The organism is Shewanella sp. MF05913 (genome assembly GCF_059758095.1).
The window spans coordinates 433696-453096 of record NZ_JCAYNT010000001.1 but is presented as its reverse complement, the minus strand read 5'-3'; the positions used below and the strand labels follow the sequence as shown (position 1 = coordinate 453096).

The 19401-nt window shown below is 43.2% G+C and carries 18 protein-coding genes and 1 pseudogene; 10 read left to right on the top strand and 9 right to left on the bottom strand.

The window, feature by feature from the left end; genetic code table 11:
• Positions 1–46: 46 nt before the first annotated feature.
• The 7 genes from fadD to yoaA form a co-directional block, all read right to left on the bottom strand.
• Positions 47–1720, bottom strand: coding sequence for a long-chain-fatty-acid--CoA ligase FadD (fadD, locus tag AC19MV_RS02020; RefSeq protein WP_432399586.1), 1674 nt, complete (start codon positions 1718–1720; stop codon positions 47–49).
• Positions 1721–1933: 213 nt separating this feature from the next.
• Positions 1934–2821 (bottom strand): alpha/beta fold hydrolase, encoded by an 888-nt coding sequence (locus tag AC19MV_RS02015; RefSeq protein ID WP_498305491.1) that lies wholly within the window; start codon positions 2819–2821, stop codon positions 1934–1936.
• A gap of 204 nt (positions 2822–3025) precedes the next feature.
• Positions 3026–3889 carry a class I SAM-dependent methyltransferase gene (locus AC19MV_RS02010; protein ID WP_432399588.1) on the bottom strand — a complete coding sequence of 288 codons (864 nt, stop codon included), beginning with the start codon at positions 3887–3889 and terminating at the stop codon, positions 3026–3028.
• Positions 3886–4560 (bottom strand): M50 family metallopeptidase, encoded by a 675-nt coding sequence (locus AC19MV_RS02005; protein ID WP_498305489.1) that lies wholly within the window; start codon positions 4558–4560, stop codon positions 3886–3888. Before AC19MV_RS02005 ends, AC19MV_RS02010 begins: the two co-directional genes overlap by 4 nt.
• Entirely contained in the window at positions 4553–4882 is a 330-nt protein-coding gene (locus AC19MV_RS02000) for a hypothetical protein (protein WP_498305487.1), read from the bottom strand. The genes AC19MV_RS02005 and AC19MV_RS02000 overlap by 8 nt, the downstream gene beginning before the upstream one ends.
• Positions 4883–4946: 64 nt before the next feature.
• On the bottom strand, positions 4947–5648 hold the full coding sequence (tsaB, locus tag AC19MV_RS01995) for a tRNA (adenosine(37)-N6)-threonylcarbamoyltransferase complex dimerization subunit type 1 TsaB (protein WP_498305485.1): 702 nt from the start codon (positions 5646–5648) through the stop codon (positions 4947–4949).
• Between the two features lie 72 nt (positions 5649–5720).
• A complete protein-coding gene (gene yoaA, locus AC19MV_RS01990; protein WP_498305483.1) occupies positions 5721–7646 on the bottom strand; it encodes a DNA repair helicase YoaA in 1926 nt (641 codons plus the stop codon).
• Between the two features lie 289 nt (positions 7647–7935).
• Here yoaA and AC19MV_RS01985 point away from each other — a divergent pair.
• Positions 7936–8491, top strand: a pseudogene (locus AC19MV_RS01985) (DUF1569 domain-containing protein).
• Between the two features lie 77 nt (positions 8492–8568).
• Here the strand turns inward: AC19MV_RS01985 and AC19MV_RS01980 are convergent.
• Positions 8569–8928: a Fis family transcriptional regulator gene (locus AC19MV_RS01980; protein ID WP_498305481.1), complete on the bottom strand. Its 360-nt coding sequence runs from the start codon at positions 8926–8928 to the stop codon at positions 8569–8571.
• Between the two features lie 181 nt (positions 8929–9109).
• Between AC19MV_RS01980 and AC19MV_RS01975 the strand changes: the two genes are divergently transcribed.
• Positions 9110–10453 (top strand): hypothetical protein, encoded by a 1344-nt coding sequence (locus AC19MV_RS01975; RefSeq protein WP_498305479.1) that lies wholly within the window; start codon positions 9110–9112, stop codon positions 10451–10453.
• Between the two features lie 155 nt (positions 10454–10608).
• Here AC19MV_RS01975 and AC19MV_RS01970 read toward each other — a convergent pair whose 3' ends face one another.
• Positions 10609–11478 carry a PAS domain S-box protein gene (locus AC19MV_RS01970; protein ID WP_498305478.1) on the bottom strand — a complete coding sequence of 290 codons (870 nt, stop codon included), beginning with the start codon at positions 11476–11478 and terminating at the stop codon, positions 10609–10611.
• Between the two features lie 676 nt (positions 11479–12154).
• Between AC19MV_RS01970 and hisG the strand changes: the two genes are divergently transcribed.
• The 8 genes from hisG (at position 12155) to hisIE (ending at position 19361) form a co-directional block, all read left to right on the top strand.
• Positions 12155–13054 (top strand): ATP phosphoribosyltransferase, encoded by a 900-nt coding sequence (hisG, locus tag AC19MV_RS01965; protein WP_498299131.1) that lies wholly within the window; start codon positions 12155–12157, stop codon positions 13052–13054.
• Positions 13055–13059: 5 nt separating this feature from the next.
• Complete coding sequence (gene hisD / locus AC19MV_RS01960; protein ID WP_498305477.1) at positions 13060–14349, top strand: histidinol dehydrogenase; 1290 nt, start codon at positions 13060–13062, stop codon at positions 14347–14349.
• Between the two features lie 30 nt (positions 14350–14379).
• Positions 14380–15441, top strand: coding sequence for a histidinol-phosphate transaminase (hisC, locus tag AC19MV_RS01955; protein ID WP_498305475.1), 1062 nt, complete (start codon positions 14380–14382; stop codon positions 15439–15441).
• 61 nt (positions 15442–15502) lie between these two features.
• Positions 15503–16570, top strand: coding sequence for a bifunctional histidinol-phosphatase/imidazoleglycerol-phosphate dehydratase HisB (gene hisB, locus AC19MV_RS01950; protein WP_498305474.1), 1068 nt, complete (start codon positions 15503–15505; stop codon positions 16568–16570).
• 9 nt (positions 16571–16579) lie between these two features.
• Positions 16580–17224: an imidazole glycerol phosphate synthase subunit HisH gene (gene hisH / locus AC19MV_RS01945; RefSeq protein ID WP_498305472.1), complete on the top strand. Its 645-nt coding sequence runs from the start codon at positions 16580–16582 to the stop codon at positions 17222–17224.
• Complete coding sequence (gene hisA / locus AC19MV_RS01940) at positions 17221–17958, top strand: 1-(5-phosphoribosyl)-5-[(5-phosphoribosylamino)methylideneamino]imidazole-4-carboxamide isomerase (RefSeq protein WP_498305470.1); 738 nt, start codon at positions 17221–17223, stop codon at positions 17956–17958. The genes hisH and hisA overlap by 4 nt, the downstream gene beginning before the upstream one ends.
• Positions 17940–18713 carry an imidazole glycerol phosphate synthase subunit HisF gene (hisF, locus tag AC19MV_RS01935; RefSeq protein WP_498299137.1) on the top strand — a complete coding sequence of 258 codons (774 nt, stop codon included), beginning with the start codon at positions 17940–17942 and terminating at the stop codon, positions 18711–18713. The genes hisA and hisF overlap by 19 nt, the downstream gene beginning before the upstream one ends.
• Positions 18714–18737: 24 nt before the next feature.
• Positions 18738–19361 (top strand): bifunctional phosphoribosyl-AMP cyclohydrolase/phosphoribosyl-ATP diphosphatase HisIE, encoded by a 624-nt coding sequence (hisIE, locus tag AC19MV_RS01930; protein ID WP_498305469.1) that lies wholly within the window; start codon positions 18738–18740, stop codon positions 19359–19361.
• The last annotated feature ends 40 nt before the right edge of the window (positions 19362–19401 follow it).

Sequence of the window (19401 nt, the reverse complement as noted above, 5' to 3'; positions counted from 1 at the left end):
GGGAAAGGCACCAATAAAAAAGCCGGCGCAATTGCCGGCTAGTATTTTATGCTTTCTTCACTTCGTCTCGAAGTTGTCGGCGTAAAATTTTACCCACATTCGTTTTTGGTAATTCGTCCCTAAATTCTACCAGCTTAGGCACTTTATATCCCGTTAAATGATGTCGGCAATGTTTAATTAGCTCTTCTTCAGTAAGCGACTTGTCTTTGGCGACCACGAAAATTTTAACCAATTCACCACTGGCTTCATGCGGTACACCAACTGCGGCGACTTCAATCACCTTAGGGTGCATAGCAACAACTTCTTCCACTTCATTAGGGAATACGTTAAAACCAGACACTAAAATCATGTCTTTTTTACGGTCAACAATGAAGAAAAAGCCTTTTTCGTCCATGTAACCGATATCACCTGTTGCGAGCCAGCCATCTTTATCAATGACTTTTGATGTCTCTTCAGGACGCTGCCAGTACCCTTGCATAATCTGTGGGCCTTTTGCATGTAGCTCACCAGTTTCGCCTTGGGCCAAGACTTTTGAGTCATCATCACGGATTTGGATCAATGTTGATGGCGCTGGAAAACCAATAGATCCGTTATAACCTTCTAAATTATAAGGACAACACGTTACCAATGGCGATGCTTCTGTTAACCCGTAACCTTCTAGTAAGCGAGTTTTGGTAATTTTTTGCCATTTATCAGCCACTGCACGTTGTACCGCCATGCCGCCACCAATGGAAAACTTAAGCCCAGAAAAATCTAATTTATTAAATTCTTCATTGTTCACTAGCGCATTAAATAAGGTGTTAACCCCGGTAAGTGCTGTAAATGGGTATTTTTTTAACTCGCCTACAAACGCCGGAATATCGCGTGGGTTAGTTATTAATAAATTTTTGCTGCCTTTATGTAAAAACAATAAGCAGTTAACAGTTAAGGCAAAAATATGATAAAGCGGTAGTGCGGTGACCACAAACTCAACACCGTCTTCCAGCGCTGGCGAATAGGCGCCATTAGCTTGCAATACGTTACTCACCACGTTTTTATGGCTTAACATCGCCCCTTTAGAGACGCCAGTTGTTCCGCCGGTGTATTGTAAAAACGCTAAATCATCGCCATTAATAGCCGCTTTAATGTACTGTAGACGACGACCTTTTGTTAGCGCATCACGAAATGACAATGCGTGAGGCAAATGGTATTTAGGTACCATTCTTTTTATGTATTTCACCACAAAATTAACCAGTGTACGTTTAGGTGCACTGAGCTGATCGCCAAGACTGGTAATAATAACCGACTCAACTGGCGTTTGGTCAACGACTTCTTCAAGGGTGTTGGCAAAGTTTGAAACAACCACAATGGCTTTTGCGCCAGAGTCGATAAGCTGATGCTTTAACTCACGAGGGGTATACAGTGGGTTAACGTTAACCACCACCATGCCTGCGCGTAAAATACCAAATAAAGCAATAGGATATTGCAATAAGTTCGGCATCATAATAGCGACACGATCACCTTTATTTAAATGCAGATCATTTTGTAAGTAGGCTGCAAATGCGCGGCTGCGTTCTTCAAGCTTACGATAGGTCATTGTTGCACCCATGTTGATAAATGCAGCTTGATCGGCATATTTAGCCACTGAATCTTCAAACATATGTACTAACGAACTATATTGAGATGGGTCTATTTCGGCCGGAACATGTTCAGGCAGGTGATTAATCCAAGGCTGGTCCACAGGTGTCTCCTAATAATTCCACTGTGCTAAGACGTGCATTCCCCGTCAGTGGTAAATTTTATAGCACTGCGTATCATTAATATTGTTATCGCAGGCTTTTTTATATTACCTGTAATGATAATTGTAGTGACAAAAATCATACAAGTGTTTTAATTTTTGATCATAATCACATAAATACATTCAAAATAACAGCGATTTTAGCTGTCTAAACCACTAATTTAGAATAAAAGCTCCAATCGTTTCTGCGACGAGGTTTGCATTACCCATATGTAGGTGATGATCGCCTGCTAATGTTACCATTTTAATGTTGCTAAACCAGGTATTTGCATGCTGGTCTGTTAAGGTGAGTTGTTTATAACCGTCTTGAGCACCAATGAAGAGTGTTTGCGTGTCACTAGTGGACATTAATCCATCAACTTGTTCAAACGTAAAACGATTTAATGAATCAAGCTTTAATCTTGGGTCGCTTCGCCAAGCACATTTACCATCGATCAATTGCATATTTCGTTTCGTGATCAGCTCACACCAAGGCAATGCAAGCCCAGTCAATTGATGGCGAGCTTGAACGGCCACATCCATCGACGAATACGTAGGTATTGGCCGTGATAATTGGCGGTTAAAACGCTGCTGTTGCAGTAAACCTTTACGAAGTCGAGTCTTAGCATGCTCTGCAGATTCATATAAAGGCGCGAGTGCTTCAATCAAAATCAGCTTATCCACATTTTCCCCCATACAGGCATTATATGCAGAGGCAATAATGCCACCCAGCGAATGTCCTATGAGTGTTATAGGCTGCCCTTCGATTGATATAGCTTGAATAACAGCTTGTAAATCATAGATATAATCAATCCAATGTAATGGATAGCGTCCTGGGCGATGTTCAGATAATCCGTGGCCAGGCAAGTCAATACAGATCAGTTGATGCGACTCAAATAATCCATGTTGTTCAAATACATTGGCTAACGGAATAAAGCTGTCGACGTTATCTAACCAACCGTGTAGAGCCAAAATAATGGGTTTATCGGCTTGTCCATAGCGCTTTGCGGCAATGTTGATATGCGCCAATGGCAATTGAAATTCGGTTGAATGGAGTGTCAACATGATTGGCTCACCTTTTATAACTGTAAAACGCATTGAGTGGAGATACACAATAAAAACACAACGCGCATCATCGACATGTACAAACCACGACATGATAATCAATGGGATAAGAAAGACTTCGCGGAATGGTATTACTCATAAAAATAACACACGGCGTATTCGCCGTGTGTTATTAAAAAGAACTGATTAACTGACTCTAATAGCTTACTTAGCAGCAGTTTTGGTGAACTTAAGCGTCATACGATCGCTTTCACCTATATCAATATACTTTTGCTTATCTTGATCGCCCATGGCTAAACGCGGTGGCAGTGTCCACACGCCTTTTGGATAATTTTTGCTGTCTTTTGGGTTAGCATTGATTTCAGAACTTGCTGTAAGTTCAAAACCGTATTTATGGGCTAACTCAACCATTTGATTTTGATCCATATAGCCGCTTTCAGCTGCCATACCGATGTTTGCACGATGCTCAACAACGCCAAATGACCCACCCACTTTGAGTACATCATGTGCGGCTTTAAACACGCCTTCCAACTCGCCTTTCATTGCCCAGTTGTGCAGGTTGCGGAATGTCAGTACGTGATCGGCAGAGTTATCTTTACCCAACGAAAATTTAGTCGGTGGATCTAACGTCACAAATTGCACATTGCCAACGCTGGCTTTGTTGTCGCTGACCCATTTTTCAAACTTTAATCCAGCCGATTGATAATAAGCACTTTGTTTAGTGTCTGTAGCCGGTTTTGTTTCAAAGTTAGCCGCGACGTATTGGCCCTTTTCGGCTAAATATGGGGCTAATATTTCAGCATACCAACCACCGCCTGGCCACAACTCGATGACGGTTTGTTCTGGTTTAATATCAAAAAACGCAAGCGTTTCTGCAGGGTGACGATAATTATCACGTAACTTATTTTCTGAAGAACGAAACTCACTTGCAACGGCTTTGGCTAATGCTGCATTAATTTGCGGCATCGCCTCTTGTTTAACAGGAACAGCATCAGCGGCAAGCACTGAAGTGGTAAACCCAAGGCTCGAAAAACCAATTAAGGCACCTAACATCATGTTACGTTTCATTTAATAACTCCCTTTTTGTAATCTACTTTCTGCCAACATAGCCACAGCATAAAACCACTGAATAATAGCCATGTCATTACCCATAACCAAGCTGGGATCCAGGTCAACTGCGCTAACATCACCGCATCGCCTTGACCGCTTAACCCGAATAACACCATAGGGCTTGCCATGGCATTTAAAATTATCATAAGTCCTAATATACGCAGTAAGGTGTTTAACACACTACTGTTTTTTAATTTAAGTGGTAACAAAAAAACAATGACTAGTACGATCAATATGGCAATAGTGAGTAAATCGCGTGCCCAGAAAACTAATGATGCCGCTACCGTAAGTCCGAGTAAGCTGAGCGTAAAGCGGATAATGCTTTTTTTAGTGGCCAATAAAAAAATCACATAGCCCCATAACGCGGCACCAAAATATCCAGCATAGGCAATAAAAATACTGCTGCCACCTTGGCTAAAACACAGACCGGCGCCATTAGGGAACAATTGAATATGACTCACCATGCCACCGGTTAATAATGTGGCAATACCATGGGATAACTCATGAAAGTAGCTTTCAAGCCATTTGAAAGGAATCGAAATATACGGGAATCGTGTCAGTAAAAAAGCCACCAGCAGCTCAAACATAAAGCGGCTGCGACTCGGCGTTGCAGATAAACCACTAGGCATATAAGTCGATACCGACCATTTGTTGAATTTCTTCGCGTTTTGCTGAGTGTTGAGTCGACAAGTATTGCGCTATAGCACCACGTTGACTGTTTGTGTCACGATCATACTCTACACGCGCTTGTTGTTTTGCCGATAAGGTTACATCATCAACAATGGCAACCTGTTGGCTTTCAAAATGTTGCGAGTCAACTTCGGCGGTAACAGGATTAACAATAATAGGGTCGCGGGCCGGCGTAATCGGGCGATTTCCGGCAACAGCTTGGCTCAGGCTAACAGGGCCCGATTGATTATTCGCCATAGAAAGTGCTGCATTAATCGTCATTAACGATACCGTTTACCTAATTGTTGTGATGTTTGTTAAATATAAGTCAAAATATCGCCAAAGGCTATTCTCGGCCAGGAAGTTTTTTCCACGTCACAGTATCACGTAAATAAACCGGTGCGAGTTCATCAACCGTTGTGTGTAAATTTTGCTGATATCCTTGCTGCGCTAATATCAACATGTATTTTGCATCTGGATAAGTCACTGCTGTGCATAACGTAATATGCGGAGCCAAGGTCAAGAGTTGTGGATAGGCCTGAAAACCAGTACCACAAGCGTGAATAGCGTGTTCAGTGTCAAGTAGCAATTCGAGAGCTTCTGGCGCACTAACATGCTCTTCACCCACTAATGTTGCAATACCCTCTTTGGCAATAAATTGGCCCCAGTACACTTCATTCATACGGGCATCAATACTGCACAATACTTGAGTTGCGCCCGCTTCGGTAATGGCAGCCTGCGCCATTGCCGCGAGTGTAGAAATACCAATAACAGGCAAATCTAAACCAAGCGCTAAGCCTTGAGTCATACTGGTGCAAATTCTGATACCAGTAAAACTGCCAGGTCCACGGCCATAAGCGATTAAGTCAACATCTGCTAATGCAACTTGAGCTTGAGCTAATACGTCATCAACCATGGGCAATAGGCGCTGGCTATGTTCACGAGGTGCATCTGCGATAAGCGAAAAGACCTGGTCATTGACAGTTAACGCAGCAGAACAAGTTTCGGTACAGGTATCAAGCGCGAGGATGGTTAACGGCTTAGGCATTATGATGGGTTATCCAGTAAAAAACTTCAAATAAGCTCAATATGATAACTGATACAGGCCGTTTTAAAAAGCTTAGGGGATCTGTTTTAAAAATTGTAAGGCACGGTCTAAATCACGGGTGCGGTGCATCGGGGGCAGTGAGTTAATAAAAGCCTGGCCATAAGCGCGATTAACAATACGGTTGTCGCACAAAATCAACACGCCACGGTCTTTCTCGTCACGAATAAGTCGTCCTACACCCTGCTTTAAACTAATCACCGCTTGGGGTAATGATATGTGGCTAAACGGATCTAATCCCTGACGTTCAGCATTGGCTGCGCGCGCTTTATATAAGGCATCATCAGGCGATATAAAGGGTAATTTATCAATGATGACACAACTTAATAGCTTACCTCGAACATCGACCCCTTCCCAAAAGCTACTGGTACCAAGCAATACTGCATTGCCTAGCTGTCTAAACTTATTGAGTAAGCTTTGTTTGCTCGCCTGCCCTTGAACCAACAGTGGATAGGCTGTACGGCCTTGCAGTGCTGAAGCAACTTGCTCAAGCATATGGTGACTGGTGAACAAAATAAACGTTCTGCCCTGCGCAGCATTAATCGCTTGAACACACACATCGACTAACTGCTTTACCGTGTGTTGAGACTGACCTACTTTACCTAAGTGCCTGGGTACACAAAACATCGCTTGGTTTGGGTAATCAAATGGACTGTCTAAGATAATCTGTTTAGCCGATACCAAGCCTAGCTCTGTGGCAAAATGCCCTAAACTGCGGTTGACTTGGAGGGTTGCAGAGGTAAAAATCCAGCGGGTGTTATCATCAAATAATTGCTGGCATTGCTTTGCCACATTTATCGGACTTAATCTGAGCATCACAAATCGTGCCCCCAATTCAACGCTATACGCAGCTTGCAGATCTTTGCATTCAAAATAATCTTGCAGCTTTTGTGCAAGTTCGTGCAATTGCTCAAAGGCCAAATCAAGTTGGTCATCGCGGCCAAGATGATGTGTCATCACGTTAGTTAGATCGGCCACAGCTTGCTGCAATGCCCATGACACAGTCGCTAACGGCTTATTAGCTAACACTTTGCGCCAATCTGACACTTGATTGTCGTACATCGCATTGTGCCATTCACTGAGTGCGACTAAGCCACGTTGGGCTAATTGCTCTATTTGAATGCTGTCGCGAATGACCGTTTTATGCAGCTTAATAATACCGTTGAGCAAGGTGTCTATTTCGCGGCTTGATATATGACTGCCAAAATAGTTAATGCAAATGTCTGGGACCAAATGTGCCTCATCGAAAATCACCACATCAGGATCAGGTAACAATTCGGCAAAGCCAGTATCTTTAAGGAGCCTATCAGCAAAAAATAAGTGATGGTTAACCACCACGACTTTGGCTTCCATTGCACGTAATCGCGCTTTACGCGTAAAGCACACATCGTAATGCTCACATTTTTTCCCGGTACAGCTTTCTTTGGTGCTTACCACACTTGGGATAACTTCAGAATGCTCTGCAACTGAGGTTAAATTGCCAATATCACCGTCTTTGCTTAAGTGGGCCCATTGATTAATTTTAAGTAAATCATCAATGTAGTAGTCGCTATGCTGACTGGCATGTTGCATTTGTGATGCTAGTCGTAACTGACACAAATAGTTATTTCGCCCTTTAAGCAATGCAATGGGTACATGTACATCTAACATGGTGAGTAAGGCGGGTAAGTCTTTTAAAAACAGCTGTTCTTGCAAATTTTTACTGCCCGTACTGATCACCACTTGCTTGCCACTGAGCAATGCCGGGATTAAATAAGCAAAGGTCTTGCCCACACCAGTACCGGCCTCAAGGATAAGGTTATGTTTTTGACTAATAGCCTCACTCACCGCAACAGCCATATCGGTTTGGCTTTGACGGTTATGATAGTTGTGCACATTTTTAGCTAACGCGCCGTGTTCGCTAAATTGGTGAATAACGGTTTGAGTGAGTCTTGAGCTCAAAATATCCTCAAAGGATGCATTACAGTAAGGTTTAATGGACGGGTATTATGCTTATAACGGTTGCATCTTCCAACCACTAATCATCAATTTATACTTTATGCATAAGTAATGTGAATACGATAAATGAGTCATTGGAATAGCGAATATCAATATCGCACTACTGCAGCATTTTCGATTTCATGTCTTAGTGTTACGCCACATACCCAATGTTAATGGTCATAACGTTTGTGAGATAGTGTATGCTCAAAAATATGCGACACTCAGCCGTCATGATTAACAAGGATACTCGATGCAGCGTAGACAATTTTTAAAAGTGGGCATGATAGGTACTTTTGTCGGTGTTAGTGGTGCGAGTGCGGTTTGGTTAAGCCAAGGCGTCGGTGCAAAATACCTAACTCTTGAAGCATTATTATCTAAGCTGCAACAATTTACTGTACTTCCTGTTGCGGAACTCGCGGGCTTGAGTCTAGGTCAGTGGAATAGTGCGCAAGTATTCACACATTGTGCCCAAAGCGTTGAGTTTTCAATGAGTGGATTTCCTCAGCAAAAATCAGCAATATTTAAACACCATAGGTGCGTTAGCATTTTCAGCTTTTGCCACAAAAGGCGCAATGACTCACAACCTTACAGAAGCCATCCCTGCTGCACCAAGGCTTGAACCGCTCGTTAATGCTCATCAAGCATTAGCTCGGTTCATAACATCCTTGCATGATTTTTCGCAATATCAAGGACAATTAGCGCCGCATTTTGCTTATGGCGAACTCACTAAACAAGATTATGAATTAGCTCATGTACTGCATTTTTATAACCATCTAGACAACTTCAAGCAACTGAGTAAGGGATAATTCATCTCAATTGACATACTCATAAAATAACACTTATTAGCGGCACTTATTTTAGAGCTAGTGATTAGCGGCAGTGATTAGTGGTACTGATTGGCGCCGCTCAAGCGTAATGCCCAATTGCCATGGTGTTGTTGTGCGCATGCAGCTTCGGTATCAAACTGGACATGTTGCTCGATATTGTTGAGCATAATACCATCTTTAGCCAAAGTGCCTTTAATTAACTGAAGTAATTCAAGTTTATGGCCATTATGGTTAAATTGAGTAAGAAGAGCCTCTGTGTCAAACACACACACAATGCGTAAACTTTTAGGGAATGTATTGAAGTCAACGGTGTGTGTTAACCATTCAAATCCCGTATATGCAGCCAAAGCATGATCGCAAACTTCAGTGAGTGATTGCCTAAGTTGGTTATCTATTTTCTTATCTGTTTTACGCATAATGTTCCGTTAGTCACCTTATATACAATCATATAGCATGCAGAAGTGCGTACCCGGATTCACCATAAAAGGCTTTTCCATTTTGCCAACCTGGGATTTTAGCATTTCATTGCAATCTAAATTGCATCATAATAACGTAAACCTCATGAAATCTTTAAATACAGCTTAAGGAAAAGCAATAATGAAATGGTTAATCGTGGTCGTCATCAGTTGGAGTATCGGTTTTGTTAGTTACCCACTGCTTTGGCCTAGCGACTCTCACAATACCACGAGCAGTGCCAATGTTTTAAAACAAAGCACGGTAGTACAGCATACATCTTCAGCACCATCAAACCATACATCGCCACAACAGCCTCAACTCATCGAGCAAAAACAATTTGATCGTGACGCGCTAAAAGCATCATTAAATACCGATGAAACGCCGTATATGTCGATTTTCAAAATCATGCAGCTCGCAGAACAAGATCCTTTAGAAGCCCTACTCATTGCTCAAGAAACTCAGCATGAAGATTTATACGGCTTTATCTTAGAGATTGCCGGCAAAAAACAATTTTCGAACGTGATTTCATGGCTTGAACAGCAAAAAAGTACAGAGCTATTCGAATCGTTACTCGACAACTACTTACGCGGCTTAGCCTCTGTTAACCCACAACAAGCATTAAGCGATGTTGAACTGTTAGCAGTAGAACCAATGAGATCGTCTATTGTGATGTCGATTGTCGATTCATGGGCCAGTACCGATGCTATCAGTGCTTTTGAATGGTTAAAACAACAACCTGAAACTCAATCGACCTTAAAAATGTATCTGAATACCATGTACTACTACATTGAGCAGTCTCCCAATGAAGCGGCAAATTTAATCTCATCATTACCATTGAATGAATCAACCAATTATTTGGTAACCTCGATGGTCTATCAGTTAGTTGAAAAAAACATTCAAGATGCTGTCGACTGGTTAGAGGGCATTTCGTCTGAACAACGTGCTAGCGGTGTGTTTATTATTTCACGTAAAATGGCTGAAACCGATGCAGAAGCGGCATTAGTGTTTTTAAATAATCAAAAACAAGCCTACGATTTAAATCAAGACTATTTCAACAGTGCATTAGCTGAAATCGCCAGCGTTGAACCCAATATGATGCTCGCCAGAATAGATAATTACGATGCCAATGTGCAGCGAGATATTATTATAAATGCCAGTTATGCCCTAGCTGAACATTCTGAATCGAGCTTTTTACAGGTGGTAGAAATGCTATCTGATGACAATAAAGACATTGCCTACCGTCAACGGGCAAATCAACTCAGCCAAAGCGATCCTCAACAAGCCTTTAATGTCGCAGAGAAAATTAACGACTCAGCCTCACGAGAAGAATCTATCGTCAGCACAGTGAATGTGTGGAGTGGATTTGATAAACGCGCAGCACTGAGTGCCATTGATAATTCAACGCAATTAACGGCAAGTCAAAAAGCAGACATAAGCAGTCAAATACAGTTACAGCTCACCTCATCGAATATCATTTATCCATAACAAGATTTGGTGATAAACAATACTGAGACTATCGACACTCTTAACTAGCAAAACATTTTCTAGCGAGAGTTTTACTGGCGAGAATAGGGTTAGCGAGGATATGATCAGTAAAGTTACATTGAAAATACGTTATTACTGTTACCAATAACGTATTTCTATTGAATTTCAATGCGGTTGCCGCCCGCATTTTTGGCTTTGTACATGGCATTATCTGCATGTTTGAGTAATTGATGCTCGTTTTCACCGTGTTCTGGATAGCGCGCCACACCAATACTGGGTGAGAGCTGTAAATTATGCTGTTCGAGTTGGTATGGCCGTTCAAGCTCTGCACGAATAGTTTCAGCAACAAGCAATACATCAGTCAATAAATCAATACCATTGAGCACTACAACAAACTCATCACCGCCAAAACGCCCTACCGTGTCAGAATGTCGCACGCAATCACTTAAACGTTGAGCAATACACTTTAACAGTTTGTCGCCGATGAGGTGGCCATAGTTGTCATTCACTTGTTTAAAGCCATCAATGTCGATAAATAATAAAGACAAGTGAGAGACTTCGCGACGCGCTAAACCAAGGGAAACTTGTAAACGGTCAAAAAACAATGCCCTGTTAGGCAAGTCGGTTAATGGGTCGTGTCCGGCACTATAATGAAGCTGTTGTTCCATCAGTTTTCGCTCAGTAATATCATGAGCAATGGCGATGCGAAATTGGTGGTCTTCAGACCAACGCGCAGACCATAAAACGTGGATGATACTGCCGTCTTTACGGATCCAACGATTTTCAAACCGAGGCAGAAGGTTGCCATTCAATAAACCGGCAACAACATTGAGTGTAACTTCACCATCGTCCGGGTAAACATGATCAATCATAGGTTTGCCGATGACTTCGTCTGGAGAATAACCAAAAATATCTTCAAATGCGGCACTGACAAAGACAAAATCGCCTTTTTTGTTTACCACACAAACAGCATCTAACATCAGATCCATCACATCTTTAAGTGCCACTAAATCAAAGGTCTTCATGCATATACACCTCGAGTAACGCTTTATATTATGAAAGGATAATACACTCTATCCTGTAAGGCGAATCAATAATGCTCAGGGTATACGCAACATTACACGTATGTTGGGCTGACTTAAACTGAACCGGTAGGCCGTTATATCACAAGAGTCAAACCCCATGATGACATGACACAATGTTAGCACTCGTAATATCTTGCGTAATATTAACTGCATTATTGCCAACAGCAATTAACATCACGGCGTTCAAATTTTATCCTTAATTGGACCGAATTGATCGCCAATAAGCAACAAAGCATAACTTATGCAAAAAATCTGGTAATAAAATGACATTAATGCTTTATCCACTATTGCAAACGAACATAAATGCGGTTAAGTTAACTGCAAGTCGATTTACACGATATTGAATGAGTGAATAAATCCTCATTTAAAATGATTAGTTAATACAGCATTAAGAGAACAATTATGAACATCCAAGTGACTACAATCCATCATCATCACCATATGCGGTAGCCTTCGGATGCTTACTGCCGAAGGACGTTATCCTTCTGGTGGTGAACATATTTTCACATAAACCCCTGGAAGGAATTTCAGGGGTTTTTTGTTTTCTATCGTTTTATTTTTATTTAAGCTTTTAAATTTACAACATTTTATATTTAACACATTAAGGAAGTATCACATGAGCCAATCTACACGTTTACGCATCGCCATTCAGAAATCAGGCCGTTTATCAAAAGAGTCTCAGCAGCTACTTAAAAGTTGTGGTGTTAAATTCAACGTCAACGAACAACGCCTTATTGCTCACGCAGACAATATGCCAATCGATTTATTACGCGTTCGTGATGATGATATTCCAGGCTTAGTCATGGACGGCGTTGTTGACCTCGGCATCATTGGTGAAAACGTACTTGAAGAAGAGCAACTTGAACGCCAACTAGCCAACAAGCCGGCTGAGTTTACAAAATTGCGTGAGTTAGATTTCGGTTCATGCCGTTTATCACTTGCTGTGCCTAATGAGTTTAAATACCAAGACGCGAACTCGCTTGAAGGCCTTCGTATTGCCACTTCTTACCCAAATCTGCTGCGTCGTTTTATGCAAGAAAAAGGCATTAACTACAGCGACTGTATGTTAAAAGGTTCTGTAGAAGTCGCGCCTCGTGCGGGTTTATCTGATGGCATTTGTGATTTAGTGTCAACCGGTGCCACACTTGAGGCAAACGGTTTATATGAAACTGAAGTCATTTACCGCTCAATGGCATGTATTATCCAGTCTAACAAAACTCAATCGACTGAAAAACAAGCGCTCATTAATAAAATCTTATCGCGTATTAATGGTGTTATTCGTGCCCGCGAAAGTAAGTACATTTTATTACACGCACCACTAGAAACCTTAGATCAAATCGTTGCCCTACTTCCAGGTGCTGAAAACCCAACTGTATTGCCATTAAATGATGATACCAATCGTGTGGCTATTCACGTAGTGAGCACAGAAGATTTATTCTGGGACACGATGGAAGAGTTAACCGCACTGGGTGCAAGTTCAATTCTTGTGATGCCAATTGAAAAAATGATGGGGTAACACAGATGCAAATTCTCGATTGGGCGTCTTTATCTTCTACTGAGCAGCAACAAACGTTAGCGCGTTCGCCATTAATCGGTGACGCCAGTGTTGAGCAAGGTGTGCGCGATATTATTGAACAAGTTAGCAGCCAAGGCGACGCGGCGTTAATCAACTTTAACAAGCGTTTCGATGGCGTTGAACTGACCGAGCTTGCGTTAACGGCTGAGCAAATCAGTGCAGCATGTGCCCGTGTCAGTGACGATGTAAAGCAAGCTGTAGCACAAGCTGTTGCCAACATTGAGACATTCCATAACGCCCAAATGTTTAATGGTGTCGATATTGAAACCCAACCGGGAGTGCGTTGTGAGCTTCGAAGTGAGCCAATTGAACGTGTAGGCTTATACATTCCAGGGGGTACAGCACCACTGATTTCGACCGTGATGATGCTAGCGTTACCCGCAAAAATCGCCGGCTGCGAAAAACGTGTTTTAGTCAGCCCACCGCCCATTAATGATGCGATTATTTATGCCGCCAATGTATGTGGGATTACCGATATATTCCAGGTCGGTGGCGCTCAAGCTATTGCGGCATTGGCATTTGGTACCGAATCTGTGCCAAACGTCGATAAAATTTTTGGCCCAGGGAATCGATATGTCACCGAAGCTAAACGTTTAGTATCGCAAGACAATCGTGTCAGCGTGTCGATAGATATGCCAGCTGGTCCCTCTGAAGTGCTGGTCATTGCCGACAAAGATGCCAATCCAGCATTCGTGGCCTCTGATTTATTGTCACAAGCAGAACATGGGGTTGATTCACAAGTCATGTTAGTGACTGACTCAGTTGATTTAGCAAAAGCGGTCAACCAAGCGTTAACTGAACAACTTGCGCAGTTGAGCCGTAAAGACATTGCCGCAACCGCACTTGAATGCAGCCGCAGTATTGTTGTCAGTGACATGGGCGAAGCGGCTAAAGTGTCCAACTTATATGGCCCAGAGCATTTGATTATTCAAACCAATGCGCCCCGTGATGTGCTTAAACAAATACGCGGTGCTGGCTCAGTATTCTTAGGCGCTTATACACCAGAGTCGGTAGGTGATTATGCCAGTGGTACCAACCACGTGCTGCCTACTTATGGTTATAGCCGCTCAGTATCAAGCTTGTCTTTAGCCGACTTTAGCCGTCGTTTTACAGTGCAAGAGTTGAGCGTGCAAGGGTTACAAACCTTAGGTCAAAGCGTCATGGTACTTGCTGAAAATGAATTGTTAGATGCGCATAAAAATGCCATTGCGGTTCGTTTAGCCAGCCTACAATAATGATAATTTAGTGAATTAGAGAACATAGCCATGAGCCAAAACACCGCAGCGCCTTTTGACCCAAAACAGTTGGCCAGACCCGAATTACTACAATTAACGCCATACCAAAGCGCCAGACGTATCGGCGGGCGTGGCGACATTTGGATCAATGCCAACGAATCACCGTTTAATAACAGTGATTTAGATAAGGTGAACCGTTACCCAGAATGCCAACCTCCTGAGCTGATTAATGCGTACAGTCACTATTCCGGTGTAAAGGCGAGTAACATTGTTGCCAGTCGCGGCGCAGATGAAGCCATTGAACTGTTAATCCGCACCTTTTGTACGCCCGGTGTCGACAGTATTGCCTGTTTTGGTCCCACTTATGGCATGTACGCCATTAGCGCTGCCACGTTTAACGTTGGGGTAACCGCATTAAGTTTAACCGATGATTATCAGCTGCCACAGGCATGGCCAACTCAAATTGGCGCCGCTAAAATCGTATTTATTTGCAACCCAAATAACCCAACGGGTACGGTGATATCAAAAGAGAACATTGAGCAAGCCATTCAAGCTGCACCCAATGCCATCGTAGTGGTTGATGAAGCCTATATTGAGTTTTGCCCACAATACAGCGTGGCAGACTTACTTGGCACCTACCCTAACCTTGTGGTATTGCGCACGTTATCTAAAGCTTTTGCATTGGCCGGCGCACGTTGTGGTTTTATGTTAGCCAATGATGCCATTATCGATTTAGTGATGTTAGTGATTGCACCTTATCCAGTACCTTTACCCGTGTCTGAATTGGCAACTAAAGCATTAAGCTCACAGGGCATCGACACCATGCAAACTCAAGTGGCCAGTTTGGTTGAACAAGGTCAACGGTTAAGTGCTGCATTAAGTTCATTTGGCGCTAACGTTCTGCCGGCAAAAGGTAACTATGTATTAGCCAAGTTTGACGATGTTGTCAGCGTAGCTGAGCGGTTACGTGAGGCAGGTATTGTTGCCCGTGCATATAAAGATCCACGCTTAGCTGATGCTATCCGCTTTAGTTTTACCAACGAGCAACAAACCAATGCCATTGTTGCGTTGTTTGACGGCTCAGCGGCATGAACCTATTTAAAACTTGTAAAATTTAATTATAAAAATTACACCCTATTGTTAAGGTAGTCACATGAAACAGAACATATTATTCATCGACCGCGATGGCACATTAGTAGAAGAGCCTGCAATCGACAAGCAATTAGACAGCTTAGAAAAATTGGTTTTTGAGCCGCAAGTGATTCCAGCATTACTCAAGCTACAAAAAGCAGGTTTTCGCTTAGTGATGGTGAGTAATCAAGACGGGTTAGGCACGCCTTCATTTCCAAAAGAAGACTTTGATGCCCCGCACGATATGATGATGCAAATCTTTGCCAGCCAGGGTGTTAAGTTTGACGATGTGGTGATTTGCCCACACTTTAATGACGAAAACTGCAGTTGTCGCAAGCCAAAGCTTGGCCTGGTGAAAGACTACTTAACTCAAGGTAAAGTTGATTTTACCACCTCTGCCGTAATTGGCGATCGTGAAACTGACGTTGAGCTTGCCAATGCCATGGGCATTAAAAGCTTTAAATACGACCGTCAAAGCCTTAACTGGGATGACATTGCAAATGCCCTATTGAGCAAAGGTCGTATCGCGACGGTAGTGCGCACCACCAAAGAAACCGACATCACTGTCACCATTGACTTAGACAGTCAAACCAAAGGTTCAATTGAAACCGGTATCGGCTTTTTTGATCACATGCTTGACCAAATCCAAACCCACGGTAATTTCAAAATGGACGTGCACGTCGACGGCGATTTAGAAATTGACGATCACCACAGTGTCGAAGACACCGCGCTTGCCATTGGTGATGCTATCCGCCAGGCTCTCGGCGACAAACGGGGCATTGCTCGCTTTGGTTTTAGCTTACCAATGGATGAAGCCAGCGGCGAATGTTTAATGGACATTTCTGGTCGTCCATTCATTAAATTCACGGCTGATTTTGACCGTGAAATGGTCGGCGAAATGGCTACCGAAATGGTACCGCATTTCTTCCGTTCATTTGCAGACGGTCTTCGCTGCACACTGCACATTGGCTCAACAGGTGATAACGACCACCACAAAGTGGAAGCACTATTTAAAGTATTAGGCCGCACGCTTCGCCAAGCGGTGAAAGTCGAAGGCGACATACTGCCATCAAGCAAAGGCGTACTGTAAGGAGCTAACGTGACACAACAATCTGTTTCTTCAAGCAATGACCTCACAGTGATTATCGACACTGGCTGCGCCAATTTAAGCTCTGTACGATTCGCTTTTGAACGTCTTAACGCCAATGTCGTTGTCAGTGCTGACTTTGATGTTATTCGCAGCGCTGCGCGCGTAGTACTGCCAGGTGTGGGCACCGCCGGCGCCGCGATGGATGCATTAAAGCAAAAAAACTTAATCGAGTTGATTAAAAGTTTAACTCAGCCGGTCATGGGTGTGTGTCTTGGCATGCAAATGCTTGCCAGTTTATCAAATGAGCATGGCGGGCGTAGCGAGCAAGATATTACCTGTTTAGGCCTAGTACTGACTGACATTGGCGATCTTGACAGCAAAGGCTTGCCATTGCCGCACATGGGGTGGAACCAAATTGATGTAGGCGATCATCCGTTATTTAGCGGGATTGAAAATGGCAGCTACGTGTATTTTGTTCACAGCTACCGCGCGCCCATTAGTGAGTACACGTTAGCCAGCAGCACTTATGGCGAATCATTCAGTGCCGCCATTGGCAAAGATAACTTTTTTGGGGTGCAATTTCACCCCGAAAAGAGCGCTAAAGTCGGTGCTCAAATTTTACAAAACTTTCTAAATATGGGGACACCACAGTGATTATTCCTGCCATAGATTTAATTGACGGCCAAGTGGTGCGCCTATACCAGGGCGACTACGACAAACAAACCACCTTTGACTTAAGCCCGCTGGCACAATTGCAGTCTTATCAAGCACAAGGTGCTACGTTACTGCACATTGTTGACCTCACTGGCGCAAAAGATCCCAACAAGCGTCAAACCCAACTGATCAGCGAATTAGCCGCAGGGCTCAATGTTGATATTCAGGTAGGCGGTGGTATTCGCAGTGAAGAACAAGTCGCAGAACTGCTTAATATTGGTGTTAAACGCGTGGTAATTGGCTCTCTAGCTGTTAAAGAACCTGAACTGGTTAAAAGCTGGTTTATAAAATACGGCAGCGATGCCATTTGTTTAGCGCTTGATGTTAATATTAATGACGCAGGCGAAAAAATTGTCGCGGTATCAGGCTGGCAATCAGGTGGCGGTAAGTCATTGGAATCATTAGTCGCGGAGTTTGAAACCGTTGGTTTAAAGCATGCCCTCGTCACTGACATCAGCCGTGATGGCACCTTAACCGGCGCCAATACCGAGCTTTATACAGAGCTGGCAGCTACTTACCCTCACATTCTGTGGCAAGCCTCTGGCGGTATCGCCACTCTCGACAATGTTGCAGCCGTACGCGACAGCAAAGCATCGGGCATTATTATCGGCAAAGCCTTGTTGATTAATCAATTTACCGTTGAGGAGGCAATACAATGCTGGCCAAACGCATAGTTCCTTGTCTTGACGTTCGTGAAGGTAAAGTGGTTAAAGGCGTACAATTTCGCAACCACGAAATTGTCGGTGACATCGTTCCCCTCGCCGCCCGTTATGCCGAAGAAGGTGCAGATGAGTTGGTGTTTTATGACATTACCGCCAGTGCCCACGATCGGGTTATCGATAAGTCCTGGGTGAGCCGCGTCGCGGAGCAAATAGATATTCCCTTTTGTGTAGCCGGTGGTATTAAAACCATTGAACAGGCACGGGAAAAATTGGCCTTTGGTGCCGACAAAATATCAATCAATTCACCCGCATTAACCGATCCAAGCTTGATCTCGCGCTTGCAAGATGAGTTTGGTCGTCAGTGTATTGTGATTGGAATTGACTCATACTACGACGAAGCAACCGATAGCTATAAAGTCAAACAGTTTACTGGCGATGAAGCCGCGACCAAAGACACCCAATGGTATACTCAAGACTGGGTTGAAGAAGTACAAAAACGTGGTTGTGGTGAAATCGTGCTTAACGTGATGAACCAAGACGGCGTACGTGGCGGTTACGACATAAAACAACTCAGCATGATACGCGCTATTTGTGATGTGCCGTTAATTGCCTCTGGTGGCGCTGGCACCATGGAACACTTTAAAACCGTATTTGAACAGGCCAAAGTTGATGCTGCATTAGCCGCAAGCGTATTTCATAAAGGCATTATTGATATTGGTGAGTTAAAGCAATACTTACACGCCAATAACATCGCCATTCGTTTATAACGTTGCCTAAAAAAGAGAATTTTAATGACTGATATCGTATTTGACAGCACGAACGTAGATTGGGATAAACAACAAGGGTTGATCCCAGCGGTGGTTCAACATCACCTAACAGGCAAAGTGCTGATGCTTGGGTACATGGACCAGGCGGCTTTAGAAAAAACTCTAGCCACTAAGCAGGTTACCTTTTTTAGCCGCTCTAAGCAGCGTTTATGGACCAAAGGTGAAACCTCAGGTAATACACTCGACCTTATCGCTATCGACAAAGACTGCGACAACGACAGCTTTTTAGTGCAAGTCATTCCCAACGGCCCAACCTGCCACACAGGCACAGAAAGCTGCTGGAAAGACGGTAACGCCCACCCTTTTATTGATAATCTGACCAATTTGATTATTTCACGTAAAGGCCAAAGTGCAGACTCAAGCTATACCGCGTCATTGTTTGAACGTGGTACGAAGCGTATTGCCCAAAAAGTCGGTGAAGAAGGCTTAGAAACCGCACTTGCTGCAGCCACTCACGACAAAGAAGAGCTGGTCAATGAAGCCTCTGATTTGATGTATCACTTAATTGTGCTACTTGAAGACCAAGGACTATCAATGGCTGATATCAATAAAAATTTATTGGATCGTCACACCAAAGCCAGCCAATAGCATCCATTTAGCCATGCTTTAGTGCTGCTAAATAAACAAC

Bases quoted from the DNA above. Each gene is read 5' to 3' on its own strand.
- AC19MV_RS01980 (WP_498305481.1), bottom strand. From the start codon at position 8,928: ATGCGTAAAACAGATAAGAAAATAGATAACCAACTTAGGCAATCACTC.
- tsaB (WP_498305485.1), bottom strand. From the start codon at position 5,648: ATGCCTAAGCCGTTAACCATCCTCGCGCTTGATACCTGTACCGAAACT.
- hisB (WP_498305474.1), top strand. From the start codon at position 15,503: ATGAAACAGAACATATTATTCATCGACCGCGATGGCACATTAGTAGAA.
- AC19MV_RS02015 (WP_498305491.1), bottom strand. From the start codon at position 2,821: ATGTTGACACTCCATTCAACCGAATTTCAATTGCCATTGGCGCATATC.
- hisF (WP_498299137.1), top strand. From the start codon at position 17,940: ATGCTGGCCAAACGCATAGTTCCTTGTCTTGACGTTCGTGAAGGTAAA.
- AC19MV_RS02000 (WP_498305487.1), bottom strand. From the start codon at position 4,882: ATGACGATTAATGCAGCACTTTCTATGGCGAATAATCAATCGGGCCCT.
- hisG (WP_498299131.1), top strand. From the start codon at position 12,155: ATGAGCCAATCTACACGTTTACGCATCGCCATTCAGAAATCAGGCCGT.
- AC19MV_RS01975 (WP_498305479.1), top strand. From the start codon at position 9,110: ATGAAATGGTTAATCGTGGTCGTCATCAGTTGGAGTATCGGTTTTGTT.
- AC19MV_RS01970 (WP_498305478.1), bottom strand. From the start codon at position 11,478: ATGAAGACCTTTGATTTAGTGGCACTTAAAGATGTGATGGATCTGATG.
- hisIE (WP_498305469.1), top strand. From the start codon at position 18,738: ATGACTGATATCGTATTTGACAGCACGAACGTAGATTGGGATAAACAA.
- AC19MV_RS02010 (WP_432399588.1), bottom strand. From the start codon at position 3,889: ATGAAACGTAACATGATGTTAGGTGCCTTAATTGGTTTTTCGAGCCTT.
- hisC (WP_498305475.1), top strand. From the start codon at position 14,380: ATGAGCCAAAACACCGCAGCGCCTTTTGACCCAAAACAGTTGGCCAGA.
- AC19MV_RS02005 (WP_498305489.1), bottom strand. From the start codon at position 4,560: ATGCCTAGTGGTTTATCTGCAACGCCGAGTCGCAGCCGCTTTATGTTT.
- hisD (WP_498305477.1), top strand. From the start codon at position 13,060: ATGCAAATTCTCGATTGGGCGTCTTTATCTTCTACTGAGCAGCAACAA.